The 14,241-nt window shown below is 69.5% G+C and carries 17 protein-coding genes; 6 read left to right on the top strand and 11 right to left on the bottom strand.

Translation table 11 applies throughout. From position 1 onward, the window contains the following. Window positions 1-67: 67 nt before the first annotated feature. Window positions 68-991, bottom strand: coding sequence for a 50S ribosomal protein L3 N(5)-glutamine methyltransferase (gene prmB / locus BLU22_RS10560; RefSeq protein ID WP_090214251.1), 924 nt, complete (start codon window positions 989-991; stop codon window positions 68-70). Between the two features lie 175 nt (window positions 992-1,166). Here prmB and nhaD point away from each other — a divergent pair, with 175 nt between their 5' ends. Beyond that, window positions 1,167-2,456, top strand: a complete 1,290-nt coding sequence (nhaD, locus tag BLU22_RS10555) for a sodium:proton antiporter NhaD (protein WP_090214249.1) — start codon at window positions 1,167-1,169, stop codon at window positions 2,454-2,456. Here nhaD and BLU22_RS10550 read toward each other — a convergent pair. Further along, window positions 2,450-3,364 carry a LysR family transcriptional regulator gene (locus BLU22_RS10550; RefSeq protein ID WP_162274140.1) on the bottom strand — a complete coding sequence of 305 codons (915 nt, stop codon included), beginning with the start codon at window positions 3,362-3,364 and terminating at the stop codon, window positions 2,450-2,452. The two genes, nhaD and BLU22_RS10550, sit on opposite strands and share 7 nt — an antisense overlap. Window positions 3,365-3,466: 102 nt before the next feature. On the opposite strand from BLU22_RS10550, the gene BLU22_RS10545 reads away from it, so the two are divergent. The 3 genes from BLU22_RS10545 (at window position 3,467) to folE (ending at window position 5,362) form a co-directional block, all read left to right on the top strand. Beyond that, window positions 3,467-4,066, top strand: coding sequence for a cysteine hydrolase family protein (locus tag BLU22_RS10545; RefSeq protein WP_090214245.1), 600 nt, complete (start codon window positions 3,467-3,469; stop codon window positions 4,064-4,066). A 66-nt stretch (window positions 4,067-4,132) separates the two neighbouring features. Beyond that, window positions 4,133-4,693, top strand: a complete 561-nt coding sequence (locus BLU22_RS10540; protein ID WP_090214243.1) for a Smr/MutS family protein — start codon at window positions 4,133-4,135, stop codon at window positions 4,691-4,693. 123 nt (window positions 4,694-4,816) lie between these two features. Continuing rightward, a complete protein-coding gene (folE, locus tag BLU22_RS10535) occupies window positions 4,817-5,362 on the top strand; it encodes a GTP cyclohydrolase I FolE (protein ID WP_090214242.1) in 546 nt (181 codons plus the stop codon). On the opposite strand, the gene BLU22_RS10530 is transcribed toward folE, so the two are convergent. Together BLU22_RS10530 and pyrF are read right to left on the bottom strand one after the other, a co-directional pair. Continuing rightward, window positions 5,346-6,029, bottom strand: a complete 684-nt coding sequence (locus tag BLU22_RS10530; protein ID WP_090214241.1) for a hypothetical protein — start codon at window positions 6,027-6,029, stop codon at window positions 5,346-5,348. The two genes, folE and BLU22_RS10530, sit on opposite strands and share 17 nt — an antisense overlap. Window positions 6,030-6,040: 11 nt before the next feature. Next, the gene (pyrF, locus tag BLU22_RS10525; RefSeq protein WP_090214239.1) at window positions 6,041-6,739 is read right to left on the bottom strand and encodes an orotidine-5'-phosphate decarboxylase; all 699 of its coding nucleotides are present in this window, start codon (window positions 6,737-6,739) and stop codon (window positions 6,041-6,043) included. A 223-nt stretch (window positions 6,740-6,962) separates the two neighbouring features. Here pyrF and BLU22_RS10520 point away from each other — a divergent pair, with 223 nt between their 5' ends. Then, complete coding sequence (locus BLU22_RS10520; protein WP_090214237.1) at window positions 6,963-7,142, top strand: DUF2897 family protein; 180 nt, start codon at window positions 6,963-6,965, stop codon at window positions 7,140-7,142. 9 nt (window positions 7,143-7,151) lie between these two features. On the opposite strand, the gene BLU22_RS10515 is transcribed toward BLU22_RS10520, so the two are convergent. The 6 genes from BLU22_RS10515 to BLU22_RS10490 all read right to left on the bottom strand — a co-directional run bounded on the left by BLU22_RS10515 (window position 7,152) and on the right by BLU22_RS10490 (window position 11,576). After that, the gene (locus BLU22_RS10515; RefSeq protein ID WP_090214236.1) at window positions 7,152-7,721 is read right to left on the bottom strand and encodes a hypothetical protein; all 570 of its coding nucleotides are present in this window, start codon (window positions 7,719-7,721) and stop codon (window positions 7,152-7,154) included. 67 nt (window positions 7,722-7,788) lie between these two features. Continuing rightward, entirely contained in the window at window positions 7,789-8,595 is an 807-nt protein-coding gene (locus tag BLU22_RS10510; protein WP_090214234.1) for an OmpA family protein, read from the bottom strand. Then, complete coding sequence (locus tag BLU22_RS10505; protein ID WP_090214233.1) at window positions 8,592-8,939, bottom strand: DUF4398 domain-containing protein; 348 nt, start codon at window positions 8,937-8,939, stop codon at window positions 8,592-8,594. The genes BLU22_RS10510 and BLU22_RS10505 overlap by 4 nt, the downstream gene beginning before the upstream one ends. Before the next feature lie 14 nt (window positions 8,940-8,953). Next, a complete protein-coding gene (locus BLU22_RS10500) occupies window positions 8,954-9,769 on the bottom strand; it encodes a substrate-binding periplasmic protein (protein WP_090214230.1) in 816 nt (271 codons plus the stop codon). A 128-nt stretch (window positions 9,770-9,897) separates the two neighbouring features. After that, entirely contained in the window at window positions 9,898-10,827 is a 930-nt protein-coding gene (locus BLU22_RS10495; protein ID WP_090214228.1) for an electron transfer flavoprotein subunit alpha/FixB family protein, read from the bottom strand. Continuing rightward, window positions 10,827-11,576: an electron transfer flavoprotein subunit beta/FixA family protein gene (locus BLU22_RS10490; protein WP_090214227.1), complete on the bottom strand. Its 750-nt coding sequence runs from the start codon at window positions 11,574-11,576 to the stop codon at window positions 10,827-10,829. The genes BLU22_RS10495 and BLU22_RS10490 overlap by 1 nt, the downstream gene beginning before the upstream one ends. 319 nt (window positions 11,577-11,895) lie before the next feature. Here BLU22_RS10490 and BLU22_RS10485 point away from each other — a divergent pair, with 319 nt between their 5' ends. Further along, on the top strand, window positions 11,896-13,560 hold the full coding sequence (locus tag BLU22_RS10485; protein WP_090214225.1) for an electron transfer flavoprotein-ubiquinone oxidoreductase: 1,665 nt from the start codon (window positions 11,896-11,898) through the stop codon (window positions 13,558-13,560). Window positions 13,561-13,600: 40 nt separating this feature from the next. Here BLU22_RS10485 and BLU22_RS10480 read toward each other — a convergent pair whose 3' ends face one another. Next, window positions 13,601-14,164, bottom strand: coding sequence for a DUF1285 domain-containing protein (locus BLU22_RS10480; protein ID WP_090214224.1), 564 nt, complete (start codon window positions 14,162-14,164; stop codon window positions 13,601-13,603). Window positions 14,165-14,241: the final 77 nt, after the last annotated feature.

Here is a 14,241-nt window from a genome sequence, read left to right as displayed (position 1 = left end):
CTCCAGGCGCCTGCCCGGTCTTGCGGCCATGCCGCGCCGGCTTCCGGCGATGCGGCTGGCCGGTTGCTCAGGCGCCCTGCAGGCGAGCGCGGAACAGCGCCTGGTGGCGGCGGCACTGCTCGGCGCTCAGCACGAACACCCCATGGCCGCCGCGTGCGAACTCGACCCAGGCGAACTCCACCTCCGGGTAGGCCGCCTCGACATGCACCTGGCTGTTGCCCACCTCGACCACCAGCAGGCCGTCGTCGCTGAGGTGGTCGGCGGCCTCGGCGAGCATGCGCCGCACCAGATCGAGACCGTCCTCGCCGCAGGCCAGGCCCAGCTCCGGCTCGTGGTGGAACTCGGCCGGCATGTCGGCGAAGTCCTCGGCGTCCACATAGGGCGGATTGGAGACGATCAGGTCGAAGCGCTGCCCCGGCAGGCCGTCGAAGCCGTCGCCCTGCACGGTGTAGACGCGCTCCTCGACACCATGGCGCTCGATGTTGAGGTTGGCCACCTCCAGCGCCTCGAAGGACAGGTCGGCGAGCACCACCTCGGCCGCCGGGAAGGCATGGGCGCAGGCGATGCCGATGCAGCCCGAACCGGTGCACAGGTCGAGGATGCGCGCCGGGGTGCCCTGCAGCCAGGGCGCGAAGCGCCCCTCAATCAGCTCGCCGATCGGCGAGCGCGGCACCAGCACGCGCTCGTCCACCACATAGGGCAGCCCGCAGAACCAGGCCTCGCCGAGCAGGTAGGCGGCCGGAATGCGCGCCTCGATGCGGCGCAGCAGCAGCGCCCGCACCGCCTCCAGTTCGTCGGCCTCCAGGCGGCAGTCGAGGTAGTCGGCGGAGATTTCCCAGGGCAGATGCAGGGCGCCGAGCACCAGGAGGCGCGCCTCGTCCCAGGCGTTGTCGGTGCCGTGACCGAAGAACAGTTCGTGCGCGTGGAACTGGCTGACGCCCCAGCGGATCAGGTCGCGGATGCTGCGCAGGCGGCTGGTGAATTCGGTCATGGAAGGCCTCCGGAAAGTAGCCGCGCATTCTAGCCGAGCCCCCCCTACCCAGGCACTTGCCAGTTCCTACGAATGTAGGTGCATTCTTCTGTTATGGGCGTCCCAGGGCCTGCGATACAATTTGCAACGATTTTGAACCCTTCCCATCCATTCCCCTTCCAGGCTCCCCCCTCCCATGAGCATCGAACCCTTCTCGCTGACCGGCCTGCTGGTCCTGGCGATATTCCTGATCGGCATGACCATGATTGTCTTCGAGGCGCAACTCGAAATGGACAAGTTCAAACCGGCCATGTTCATGATGTCCGGCCTGATCGTCATCGGCGTCCACTACGCCGTCACCGATCCGGCGCACCTTGCCCATTTCCTCGAAGCGCAGAACCACACCAAGGAAGAACTGTTCGGCCTGATCGCCTTCATGGCCTTCATGTGGATGATCGTCGAGCTGCTCAACGAGCGGAACGTGTTCACCGCCCTCAACGGCTTCCTGCTCGCCCGCGGGCTCGGCGCGCGCGGCATGTTCTGGGCCACCGGCGCGCTCTGCGCGCTGCTCTCGCCGTTCCTCAACAACATCACCACGGCGATGATCTTCGGCAAGACGGTGAAGAACATCTCGATCAACCAGCGCTACACCCACGCCGCGCTGTGCAACATCGTGGTGGCCTCCAACACCGGGGTATGGTTCCTCGGCACCTCCACCTCGCTGATGGTGGTGCTGGCCGGCAAGATCAGCATCGCCGGCCTGCTGCTGCTGATCCCCTCGTCGCTGATCGGCTGGATGCTGTTCGCCCTGACCATGCACTGGTTCTACCTGCGCCCGCTGCGCAGCCAGGGCCTGATCCGCGAGGTGGACCCGGAAGAGTCCGGCCTCAAGCCCGGCGGCGCCGGACTGGCGGTGGTCGGCTTCCTCGCCGTGGTCGGCGCGGTGCTGTGCAACATCTTCCTCAACGTCAGCATCGAGTTCGCCATCGGCATCGGCCTGGGCATGGTCGCCCTCTACGCCTGGCTGCTGATGCGCCGCGGCATAGAACTGCCCTGGCAGGACCAGTTGCAGAAGGTGGAGTGGAACGCCCTGCTGTTCTTCATCGGCATCATCACCGCGGTGGCCTGCCTCAACCATGTCGGCTGGCTGAGCTACATCGCCCGGCTGTTCGAGGTGCTCGATCCGACCACGGTGAACGTGCTGCTCGGGGTGTTCTCCGGGGTGCTCGACAACGTGCCGGTGGAAGCCGCCGCGCTGATGTCCAACCCGAACCTGAGCGCCGACCAGTGGGCGCTCAATGCGCTGATGGTCGGCATCGGTGGCTCGCTGACCGTGGTCGGCTCGGCGGCCGGCATCATGGCCATGAGCCTGGACAAGAGCTACAGCTTCGGCGTCCACCTCAAGTTCCTGCCGGCGATCCTGGTCAACTTCTTCGGCTCGCTGGGCGTCTGGTACCTGCAGTTCAGCGTGTTCGGCCTCTACTGAGCCGCTCCGGCCGGCTGCCGCGCGCCGCCGGCCGACACCCCCGCCAGACGTCCGGCGTCCGCCTGCAGACGCGCGGCCAGCCAATCGGCCAGGGCGCGAAAACGCAGGGTGCGGCGCAGGTCGCGATGGCAGAGCAGCCACAGCTCGCGGTGCAGCAGCACCGGCGAGCAGCGCTGCAGGCCGCCCGCCTCGCCCAACAGGCAAGGCAGCAGGGCCAGACCGAGACCGGCCTGGCAGGCGCGCTGCAACGAGGTCAGCGCCGTCACCCGCAGACGGACATCCGCCGCCGGGCACTGCTGGCGCAGCCAGCGCGCCTCGGGCAGATGGCCCAGGCTGTCGTCGTAGCCCAGCCAGGGCCATTCCTGCCAGGACGCCCCCGCCGCTACGCCCAGCTCCGCCGCGGCATACACCGCATAGCCCAGCTCGCCGACCTTGCGCATCACCAGCGCGGCGTCCTGCTGCGGCCGGGCCAGGCGCAGGGCCAGATCGGCTTCGTGACGGGTGAAGGACAGGTCGCGGTTGTCGCCGATCAGCTGCAGGTCCAGCCCCGGATGCAGGGCGCGCAGATCCGGCAACTGCGGCACCAGCCAGTGGGCGATGAGGAACTCCACCGACGTCAGGCGCACCGTGCCGGCCACCCGGCGATCCTCCTCGCGGGCGGCACTGAGCATGCCGCGCACGTCGCCCTGCAGCGCCGCCGCCCGCTCGATCAGCACCGCGCCGGCGCTCGTTGGCCGGTAGCGGCCGTTCTCGCGCAGGAACAGCCGCGCCTGCAGCGCCTGCTCGGCGCCCTGCAGGCGCCGGCCGACGGTGGTCGGGTTGATCCCCAGTTCGCGCGCCGTCGCCGCCAGGGTGCCCTGCCGGGCCAGCGCCAGCAGCAGGGGTATGTCGTTCCAGTCGAAGCTCATCGCAGCCCTGCAAAATTGCATTCCGGGGCGGCAAGGATAGGTGTTCTGGCCGGCCGGCGGCGCGTACACAATGGTCGCGAACCCATCCTTCCGGAGTCGCAGATGAACCTCCCGCACACCCTGTTCCAGCTCACCGGCAGCGCCCATCCGGCCGCCCGCCTGGCCGACGCCACCCTGCTGATCATCGACGCGCAGAACGAATACCGCAGCGGCGACCTGCGCCTGCCGGGCATCGAGCCGGCCGCCGCGCAGATCCACCGCCTGCTGGAGGCGGCGCGGGCCGCCGGCGCCCCGGTGGTGCACGTGCGCCACATCGGCGTGCCCGGCTACCTGTTCGATCCCCAGGGGCCGCGCGGCGCGATCCTCGAGGAACTGGCCCCGCTGCCCGGCGAAGCGGTGGTCGACAAGCCGCTGCCCAACGCCTTCGCCCACAGCGAGCTGGACGCCGTGCTGCGTGGACTGGGCCGCGAGGAACTGGTGGTGGTCGGCTTCATGACCCACATGTGCGTGAGCGCCACGGTGCGCGCCGCCAAGGACCTCGGCTACCGCAGCACGGTGGTCGCTGCCGCCTGCGCGACCCGCGACCTGCCGGGCATCGACGGCGCCGTGGTGGACGCCGCCAGCCTGCACCGCATGGAGCTGGCGGCGCTGGCCGACCTGTTCGCCTGCGTGGTCGCCGAGGCCGCCGACCTCGACGCCTGAGCCCGGGGCGGCATCCGCACAGGCGCCAAGTTCCGCTAAAATGCGCGCCTGTTGCGGAGAGCCAGCATGCAAGACGACGATTTTTCCCTGTTTCAGAACGAGATGCGCGGAGTCAAGCGCATCCGGGTCGAGGCGCGCGCCGACACCGGCAAGCCCAAGGCCGACCGCCAGCAGCTCGCCCAGCGCCAGCAGAACGCCATCCTCACCCAGCAGACCACCACGGTCGACGGTCTGTCCGACCTGTTCGTCATCGACGTCGGCGCCGAGGACGAGCTGTACTGGGCGCGCGACGGCGTGCAGGAAGGCCAGATGCGCAAGCTCAAGGCCGGGCAGATCGCCTTCGAGGGCAGCCTCGACCTGCACGGCATGAACGTGGAGACGGCACGCGCCACCCTGTGGGACTTCCTCGCCGAGGCGGCGCGCTTCGAGGTGCGCTGCGTGCGCGTCACCCACGGCAAGGCGGCGCGCATCGACGGCCGCCGGCCGATGGTCAAGAGCCACGTCAACACCTGGCTGCGCCAGCACCCGCAGGTGCTCGGCTTCACCTCCTGCCTGGCCAAGCATGGCGGCACCGGCGCGGTCTACGTGCTGCTCAAGCGCACCATGCTCGAAGGGCGCGACGAATAGCCCGCAGCGATGAGCCGCGCGCATCTTCGCCCTGCACACGGCTCATCCGCCGACCGCCGCGCACTTGCCAGCGGCCGGACGGCCCCCTACCCTGCGCGCCTTTGTCCAACCACAGGAAACCCCATGTCCCTGGAACAGCACTACACCGAAATCCTCGGCCTGCTCGGCGAAGACGTGAACCGCGAAGGCCTGCGCGACACGCCCAAGCGCGCCGCCAAGGCCATGCAGTACCTCTGCCGCGGCTACGCGCAGAGCCTGGAGGAAGTCACCAACGGCGCCCTGTTCAGCTCCGACAACAGCGAAATGGTGGTGGTCCGGGACATCGAGCTGTACTCGCTGTGCGAGCACCACCTGCTGCCGTTCATCGGCAAGGCCCACGTGGCCTACATCCCCAACGGCAAGGTGCTCGGTCTGTCCAAGGTGGCGCGGATCGTCGACATGTACGCGCGGCGCCTGCAGATCCAGGAGAACCTGTCGCGGCAGATCGCCGAAGCCATCGAGCAGGTCACCGGCGCCCTGGGCGTCGCGGTGGTGATCGAGGCGCAGCACATGTGCATGATGATGCGCGGCGTGGAGAAGCAGAACTCGGCGATGGTCACCTCGGTGATGCTCGGCGAGTTCCGCGCCAATCCGGCCACCCGCGGCGAGTTCCTCAGCCTGATCGGCTGACCCGCCCGGGCTGCTCTCCGGAGCGGCCCGGCGCGCCCTGCAGCTCGGCCGCCGCGGCGAAGAACACCCGCGCCAGCGCCAGACAGGCCAGCATGCCGAGCAGCAGCGCCGGCACCAGCAGCACCACGCTGGCGCAGAGGATGCCGCCGGCGAACAGCAGGAAGGCGAACAGCCGCAGCGCCGTCCAGGCCTGGCGGATGCGCCGCAGGCCGAGGGCGAACCAGGCCTGGCTCAGCCCCAGCGCCACGCACAGGGCGAAATAGCCCAGCTCCAGCGCGCCGGGGTGCGCCAGCGCCGGCGCCTCGCCCAGTGCGGCGAGGCCGCTGAGCAGCAGCCCGGCGAACAGCTGGACGCCCACCGGCCAGCCCAGCCCGCGAGCCGCGAAGCGGTCGCCGAGCAGCCCCTTCAGGCGCAGCAGCAGATAGCCCCAGAGCAGCGCCAGCAGAAGGCCGAGCAGGTAGGCCCAGGGCAGCGCCGGGTGCTGCGGGTTCAGCGCCGCCCAGATGCCCTGGGCCAGCAGCGCCAGCACACCGAACAGACAACCCAGCGCCAGCGCGCCGAGCACCCGCAACTGGCCGGGCGCCCAGTCGCCGGCGACGAACGCCGCCGGCAGGGGCACCTCGATCAGCGGCGCGCGCGGCGGCGCGTAGGGATTGTGCCCGGCCATCGCCGCGCGCCTCAGCCGCGCAGTTCGGCGACCACCGCGGCGAGGGCCGCGGCCGGATCGGCGGCCTGGCTGATCGGCCGGCCGATCACCAGATAGTCGGAACCGACGTCCAGCGCCTGCCGCGGAGTGAGGATGCGCCGCTGGTCGTCCTGGGCGCTACCGGCCGGACGGATGCCCGGGGTGACCAGTTGCAGCTGCGGCTGCACGGCTTTCAGCGCCGGCGCTTCCTGGGCCGAGCAGACCAGCCCGTCGAGGCCGGCCTCGGCGGCCAGGCCGGCCAGGCGCAGCACCTGCGCCTGCGGCTCGACATCCAGGCCGATGCCGGCCAGATCGCTGCGCTCCATGCTGGTCAGCACGGTGACGCCGATCAGCAGCGGCTTCGGCCCGTTCAGTGTGTCCAGGGTCTCGCGGCAGGCGGCCATCATCCGCAGGCCGCCGGAGCAATGCACATTGACCATCCACACGCCCAGCTCGGCCGCCGCCTTGACCGCCATCGCCGTGGTGTTGGGGATATCGTGGAATTTCAGGTCGAGGAACACCTCGAAGCCCTGCGCCTGCAGGGTTTCGACGATGGCCGGGCCGCAGCGGGTGAACAGCTCCTTGCCGACCTTGACCCGGCACAGCGCCGGGTCGAGACGGGCGGCCAGGTCCAGCGCGGCGTCGCGGCTGGGGAAGTCGAGGGCAACGATGATCGGGGTCTGGCAGGACATGACAGGCTCTCTGTAGGCAGAAACCGGCGCATTGTAACGCAGTTGCCGGCGCGCTCCGGGGCAACGCGCCGACGAGCCCGCAACGGCCCCCTTGTCGGGGCCCCGGAGCAGCGCCGCGCCGCCAGCCCCGAGGTCGCGCCCCGCCGCACCGGCCAGCGGCGAGCAGACAGCCGCGCCGCACAGGGTTATGGTGAGGGCATCGACCCATCAGGAGGAGAAGACCATGCCCTGGTTTGCCTGGCTGTTCCTGGCCCTGGCCTTCGGCTCGGTGGCCGGCAGCCTGCTGCTGCTGCGCGACAGCGCCAACAAGATGCCGCTCAGCGAGGAAGAGCTGCAGCGCATGCGCGAGCGCAATGCCGAACTGGACGCCAAGAAGCGCCTCGACGACGGCGAGGACGAGTGATCCGCCGCCTCAGCGCCGGAAGCGCAGTTGCAGCTCGGCGCCCTCGACGCCATGCCAGGAGCCGGAATCCTCGTCGTCCGCCCGCTCGCTGGTGATCAGCCGCCCGCCCAGCTCGAAGGCCTGGGGCGTCTCCGGCTGTGGCGCGAACAGCGGTGGCAGCAAGGCCGGCGCCGGCGGCAGCGGGTCGCTCAGCTGGAAGTTCTCGACCAGTTCGCGCGGCACGCTGAGATCCAGCGGCGCCGCCGGCACGGCAGTCGGCGGTGGCGCCGCGGGTCGCTCAGCGGCTGGACGCGGCGCCGGACGCGCCACGCTGGCCGGCGCGGGCACCGGCTCGGCAGGCGCCGCCGGGGTCTCCGCCGAGCGGTCTGCCGGCGCCTTGGGGCGCGTTTCGGGCAACGCCGGCACCTCCTCGCGGGCGGCGGGCGACTCGGCGGGCGGCTCGGCCGGCAACGGCGGCGCCGGCTGCTCGGGGGCCGTCGGAGCGGGCGCGGAACGCGGCGCCGGCTCCGGACGCTCGCCCTCGCAGGCGCCCAGCAGCACAGCCAGCAGCAGCACGCCGCAACGCAGGTATGCGGACATCCTCACCTCATCGCAGGCTCCGCCGCCGGCCTGGCAGCGAAGCCGCAGCTCGACCGGCACGGACCGGTTACTGGCGCAGCGGGCCGAGTTGCCCCTGCGCATCGGAGAAGACGATTTCCACCCGGCGATTCTGCGCCCGCCCCCGCGAGGAGGCGTTGGCGGCTACCGGGAAGGCCTCGCCATAGCCCTGCACCTCGATGCGCGCCGCCGCGGTGCCCAGCTCGATCAGGGTGTCGGCCACCGCCTGGGCGCGGGCCCGCGACAGGCGCAGATTTTCCTCGGCGCGACCGAGGTTGTCGGTATAGCCCTCGATGCGGATGCGCCGCTGCGGATTGAGCTGCAGGAAGCGGAACAGCTTGAGGGTGGTGCGGCTGGCATTGGCGCGCAGGTCGGCACTCCCGGCATCGAACAGCACATCACCCAGGGTCACCACCAGGCCGCGCTCGGTCTCGGCGGTGGCCAGACTGACCAGCTCCTCTTCGAGCCAGCGGTTCTGCTGGCGGACATCCTCCAGGCGCACTTCGCGCAGGGCCAGCTGCAGGCGCTCGAACTCCAGCTGCAGGCGGACGATCTCCTGCTGCTCGCGCGCCTGGGCGGCGTGTTCGCGGGCAATGTCGGCATAGCGCTGGCTCAGGTAGGCATAGTGCGCGACATCCTCGTCGCTGCCCCAGAAATCGGCCAGCCGCTCGGCACGGGCCAGCGACTCGCCGGCACGCGCCACGTCCTTCGGCGCCCCGGCCAGCACGCCGTGCTCGCTTTCCAGGGCGCGGAAACCGCTGCGCGCCTGGTCGAGCGCCTGACGCGCCTCCTGCTGCGCGGCGCACCCGCCCAGCAGCGCCAGCCCGCACAGCAGCGATAGGCTCCAACCCTTCACGGCAACTCCCCCAGTTGCTGGCGCAGCCCGGCGATGCGGCTGCGCAGTTCTGCCAGCTGACTGCGGCTCTTGCCGGTCAGCGCCTGCGCCTCGACCAGCCGGGCGTCCAGTTCAGCGCGCTCGGCCAGCATCCGCGCGGCGCGGTAGTCTTCGCGGGCGTAGGCGTCCTGCGCCGCCGCCAGCCCGGCAGTCGCCGCCTCCAACGCCGCCGCGTCCGCGCCGACGACGCTGCGTGCCTGCTCCAGCGCCTGCTCGCTCAGGCGCATCTGCTGGCTGGGCGCCGGATCGCTGGCGCAGGCGCCGAGCAGCAGCGCGGCCAGCAGGGCCATGGTGTGTCTGATCATACGGGTATCTCGTGTCAAGGCGTGCCCTGGCCCTGCTGGGCCTGCCACGCCGCCAGATTGCGCTGCAGCAACTGCTCGGGCAGGCCGGCGGCGCGGAATTCGGTCAGTTTCTTCGCCAACTGCCCGCGCAGCCAGGGGTCGTTGCAGGCCGAGTTGTGCGACAGCGCCAGGTACAGCGGCTCGCTGCCCAGCTCCGGCCTCAGGGCCTGCACCTCGCCCGCTGCGCCGGCGCGCTGCAGCAGCGCCAGACCGGCCTGGCGCTCGATCACCAGGAAGTCGAGGCGGCCCTGGCGCAACTGCTGCAGGGCCGTCGCCGGCTCGGTGGCCGGGCGCAGAGCCAGCCCCTGTTCGAGCTGGCTGCGCAGCGCCGGCGGATAGTCGCCGGCGCCGAGCAACGCGCCGCGATGCCGCGCCAGATCGTCCAGGCGGGTGAACAGCGGCGCCTTGTCGGCCAGGCTCCAGACCTGTACCGGCACCTCCAGGTAGGCCGGATGAATGAAGTCGAATTGCTCCAGCGCCTCGACGCTCAGGTAGCTGCCGGCCAGCAGATCGACCCGCCCGCTGCGGGCGGCGCCCTCGGCGGCCGCTCGCGAGCCGCTGTGCAGCACGTCGATGCGCACGCCCAGCTCCTTGCCCAGCGCCTTGAGCAGGTCGGCGCTGGCGCCGATCAACTGCTTGGGCTGCTGCGGGTCGCGCCACAGATAGGGCGGCTGGTCGGGATGACCGGTGGCGACCAGGCGCTCGCACTTGCCGGCGGCCAGCGCCCCCTGGGCGACGGGCAACAGCAGCAGGGCCAGCCCCAGATGGGCCAGGATTGCTCGGGTGGACATGGATAACCTCGCGCTCGGCAGACGGCAACGGACCGCCGCCAGTGTAACCGCAGGCGTCATGGCGACCGACGCCCGTCGATATGAAAAACCCGCTCGGATGAGCGGGTTTTTCGTCGAGCCTCAAACCCTCAGAGGGCTTTCTCCAGCTCCGGCAGCACGTCGAACAGGTCGGCGACCAGGCCGTAGTCGGCGACCTGGAAGATCGGCGCCTCCTCGTCCTTGTTGATCGCCACGATCACCTTGGAGTCCTTCATGCCGGCCAGGTGCTGGATCGCGCCGCTGATGCCGACGGCGATGTACAGCTCGGGCGCGACGATCTTGCCGGTCTGGCCGACCTGCATGTCGTTGGGCACGAAGCCGGCGTCCACCGCCGCGCGCGAGGCACCGACCGCGGCGCCCAGCTTGTCGGCCAGCTTGTAGAGCAGCGCGAAGTTCTCGCCGTTCTGCATGCCGCGACCGCCGGAGACCACCACCTTGGCGGCGGTCAGCTCGGGACGCTCGGACTTGGCCAGCTCTTCGCCGACGAAGGCGGAGATGCCGGCATCGCTGCCGCCGCTCACCGCTTCGATCGGTGCATTGCCGCCTTCGGCTGCCACGGCATCGAAGCCGGTGCCGCGCACGGTGATCACCTTGATCGCCGCGCTGGACTGCACGGTGGCGATGGCGTTGCCGGCATAGATCGGGCGCTGGAAGGTGTCGGCGCTCTCGACCTTGACGATCTCGGAGATCTGGTCGACGTCCAGCAGCGCGGCAACGCGCGGCAGCACGTTCTTGCCGGTGGTGGTGGCGGCGGCCAGCACATGGCCGTAGCCCTTGCCCAGCTCGGCCAGCAGCGGGGCGACGTTTTCCGGCAGCTGGTGGGCGAAGGCGGCGCTGTCGGCGACCAGCACCTTGGCGACACCGGCCACCTGGGCGGCGGCTTCGGCAACGGCGGCGCAGGCGCTGCCGGCGACCAGCACATGGATGTCGCCGCCGATCTGCTGGGCTGCGGCCAGGGTGTTCAGGGTCGCAGCGCCCAGGGCTGCGTTGTTGTGCTCGGCGAGTACCAGGATTGCCATCAGATCACCTTCGCTTCGTTCTTCAGTTTCTCGACCAGCTCGGCCACCGAGCCGACCTTGATGCCGGCGCTGCGGGTGGCCGGCGCCTCGACCTTGAGGGTCTTCACGGTGGAGGCGGTGGACACGCCGAGGGCCTCGGGCGTCAGCACGTCGAGCGGCTTCTTCTTGGCCTTCATGATGTTGGGCAGGGAGGCGTAGCGCGGCTCGTTGAGGCGCAGGTCGGTGGTGACGATGGCCGGCAGTTTGAGGGCCACGGTCTGCAGGCCGCCGTCGATCTCGCGGGTGACGTTGACCTTGTCGCCGGCGACTTCCACCTTGGAGGCGAAGGTGCCCTGGGCGAAGCCGGTCAGCGCGGCGAGCATCTGCCCGGTCTGGTTGTTGTCGCTGTCGATGGCCTGCTTGCCGGTGATGATCAGCTGCGGCTGTTCACGGTCGACCACGGCCTTGAGCAGCTTGGCCACGGCCAGGGAGTTCAACTCGTCGGCGGACTCGACCAGGATGGCGTGGTCGGCGCCGAGGGCCAGTGCGGTGCGCAGCTGTTCCTGGGCCTGGGCCGGGCCGACGGACACGGCCACGATCTCGGTCGCGACACCCTTTTCCTTCAGGCGCACCGCCTCTTCCACGGCGATCTCGCAGAACGGGTTCATCGACATCTTCACGTTGGCCAGGTCGACGCCGGAGTGGTCCGCCTTGACGCGAACCTTGACGTTGTAGTCGACCACTCGTTTGACAGCTACCAGAATCTTCATGGATTCCTCGTGTTCTCCGGTGAGTTAAGAAGGTAACGCCAAGGCGCACCCGGCCGGGATGACTGTCGGCCAGAACCGACCCTCAGCTATACCGCGACCACCAAAATCGCCGGTATCTTGACCGCATCCCCCTACCCGGTCAATACGCCCAGCCTTTCGTCCACCGGGCGCAAAGCCTTATTATATGCGTGTTTCGTCGGATTCAAACGAACGTTTGTATTGGACGCTCTGCACACCCCGGATATACTGCGATCCAATAAGCCGAAGCACGGCAATTCCAGAAAAAGCAGACCTTGAAGCCTTGTACAGGAGATTGAGTGTGGAACGCGAATACATGGAATTCGACGTCGTCATCGTCGGAGCCGGCCCCGCCGGTCTCTCCGCCGCCTGCCGACTGAAGCAGCAGGCCGCCGCCAGCGGACAGGACGTCAGTGTCTGCGTGGTGGAGAAAGGCTCCGAAGTCGGCGCACACATTCTCTCCGGCGCGGTGTTCGAGCCGCACGCCCTCAACGAACTGTTCCCCGACTGGAAGGAGCGGGGCGCGCCGCTGCACACCCCGGTCAAGCGCGACGACATCTACCTGCTGAAGAACGCCGACAGCGCCACCCGCATCCCCGATGCCCTGGTGCCCAGGACCATGCACAACGAGGGCAACTACATCATCTCCCTCGGCAACCTGTGCCGCTGGCTGGCCCAGCAGGCCGAGGCCCTCGGCGTCGAGGTCTATCCGGGCTTCGCCGCCCAGGAAGCGCTGATCGACGCGCAGGGCGTGGTGCGCGGCATCGTCACCGGCGACCTGGGCGTCGACCACGAAGGCAACCCCAAGGACGGCCTCTACACCCCCGGCATGGAACTGCGCGCGAAATACACCCTGTTCGCCGAGGGCTGCCGCGGGCACCTCGGCAAGCAGCTGATCGCCCGCTACAAGCTGGATGCCGAGGCCGACGCCCAGCACTACGGCATCGGCATCAAGGAACTGTGGGAAGTCGACCCGGCGAAACACGAACCGGGCCTGGTGGTGCACACCGCCGGCTGGCCACTGGACATCACCGGCAGCGAGAACACCGGCGGCTCCTTCCTCTACCACCTGGAGAACAATCAGGTGGTGGTCGGCCTGATCGTCGACCTGTCCTACAGCAACCCGCACCTGTCACCGTTCGACGAGTTCCAGCGCTACAAGCACCACCCGACCATCGCCCGGTACCTGGAAGGCGGCAAGCGCATCGCCTACGGCGCCCGCGCCATCTGCAAGGGCGGCCTCAACTCGCTGCCCAAACTGGTGTTCCCCGGCGGCGCGCTGATCGGCTGCGACGCCGGCACCCTGAACTTCGCCAAGATCAAGGGCAGCCACACCGCGATGAAGTCCGGCATGCTCGCCGCCGACGCCATCGTCGAGGCGCTGGCCGCCGGCCGCGAGGGCGGCGACGAACTGAACAACTACGTCAAGGCCTTCGAGGCCAGCTGGCTGTACGACGAACTTCAGCGCAGCCGCAACTTCGGCCCGGCGATCCACAAGTTCGGCACCCTGCTGGGCGGGGCGTTCAACTTCGTCGACCAGAACCTGTTCGGCGGCAAGCTGCCGTTCACCCTGCGCGACACCACCCCCGACCACGCCCGCCTCAAGCCGGCCGCGGCCTGCGCGAAGATCGTCTACCCCAAACCGGACGGCAAGCTGAGCTTCGACAAACTGTCCTCGGTGTTCCTCTCCAACACCAACCACGAGGAAGACCAGCCCTGCCACCTGAAGCTGCGCGATGCGAGCATCCCGTTGGCGCAGAACCTGCCGCTGTACGACGAGCCGGCGCAGCGCTACTGCCCGGCCGGGGTCTACGAGATCGTCGCCGGCGACGACGGCGGCCAGCGCTTCCAGATCAACGCGCAGAACTGCGTGCACTGCAAGACCTGCGACATCAAGGACCCGGCGCAAAACATCACCTGGGTCGCCCCGGAAGGCACCGGCGGGCCGAACTACCCCAACATGTAAGCCACTCCCACAAGGCCCTGCACTGCAGGGCCTTGTCCGTTCAGAGCGTCCCCAGCCCGAACAACCGACCGCCACTCCACACGCCGAGAGCGGACGCACCGCCGACCTGCACCGGCACCGCCAGATCCACCAGTCGGTAGAACAGGTTGCGATGGATCAGCGCCTCCAGATTGGCGCGCACCCGTACATAGGGCGCCGGCTCGCCGCTCTGCGCATCGACCACCACCCGCAGCGGATGCTCGGCATCGGCCACCACGCTGTCGCCGACCTGGGTGACGAAACGTAGCACCTGCGCCTCGCCCTCCCCCTCGACCTGCATCTCGACCGCTACGAAGGGCGCATCCTCGACGCGGATGCCGACCTTCTCCACCGGAGTCACCAGGAAGTAGTCGTCGCCGTCGCGGCGCAGGATGTTCGAGAACAGCCGCACCAGCGCCGGCCGGCCGATCGGCGTGCCCTGGTAGAACCAGCGACCGTCGCGGGCGATGCGCATGTCGATGTCGCCGCAGAACGGCGGATTCCACAGATGCACCGGCGCCGGCCCCGCCTCCTGACGCGGAATCTGCCCCAGCAGCGCCTCCGCACTCCCCTTCGTCTCGCTCATCACCGTCTCCCTCGTTAGCCATCGGACACCGACTGCCCGGCGCTCACCCACACCCCGGCGGGCCAGACTGTCCACGT

This window comes from Pseudomonas guangdongensis, assembly GCF_900105885.1.
In the GTDB taxonomy this organism is placed as follows: Bacteria; Pseudomonadota; Gammaproteobacteria; order Pseudomonadales; family Pseudomonadaceae; genus Geopseudomonas; species Geopseudomonas guangdongensis.
Note: the sequence above shows the minus strand (reverse complement) of the source record. Positions and strands in the feature narration are given on the sequence as shown.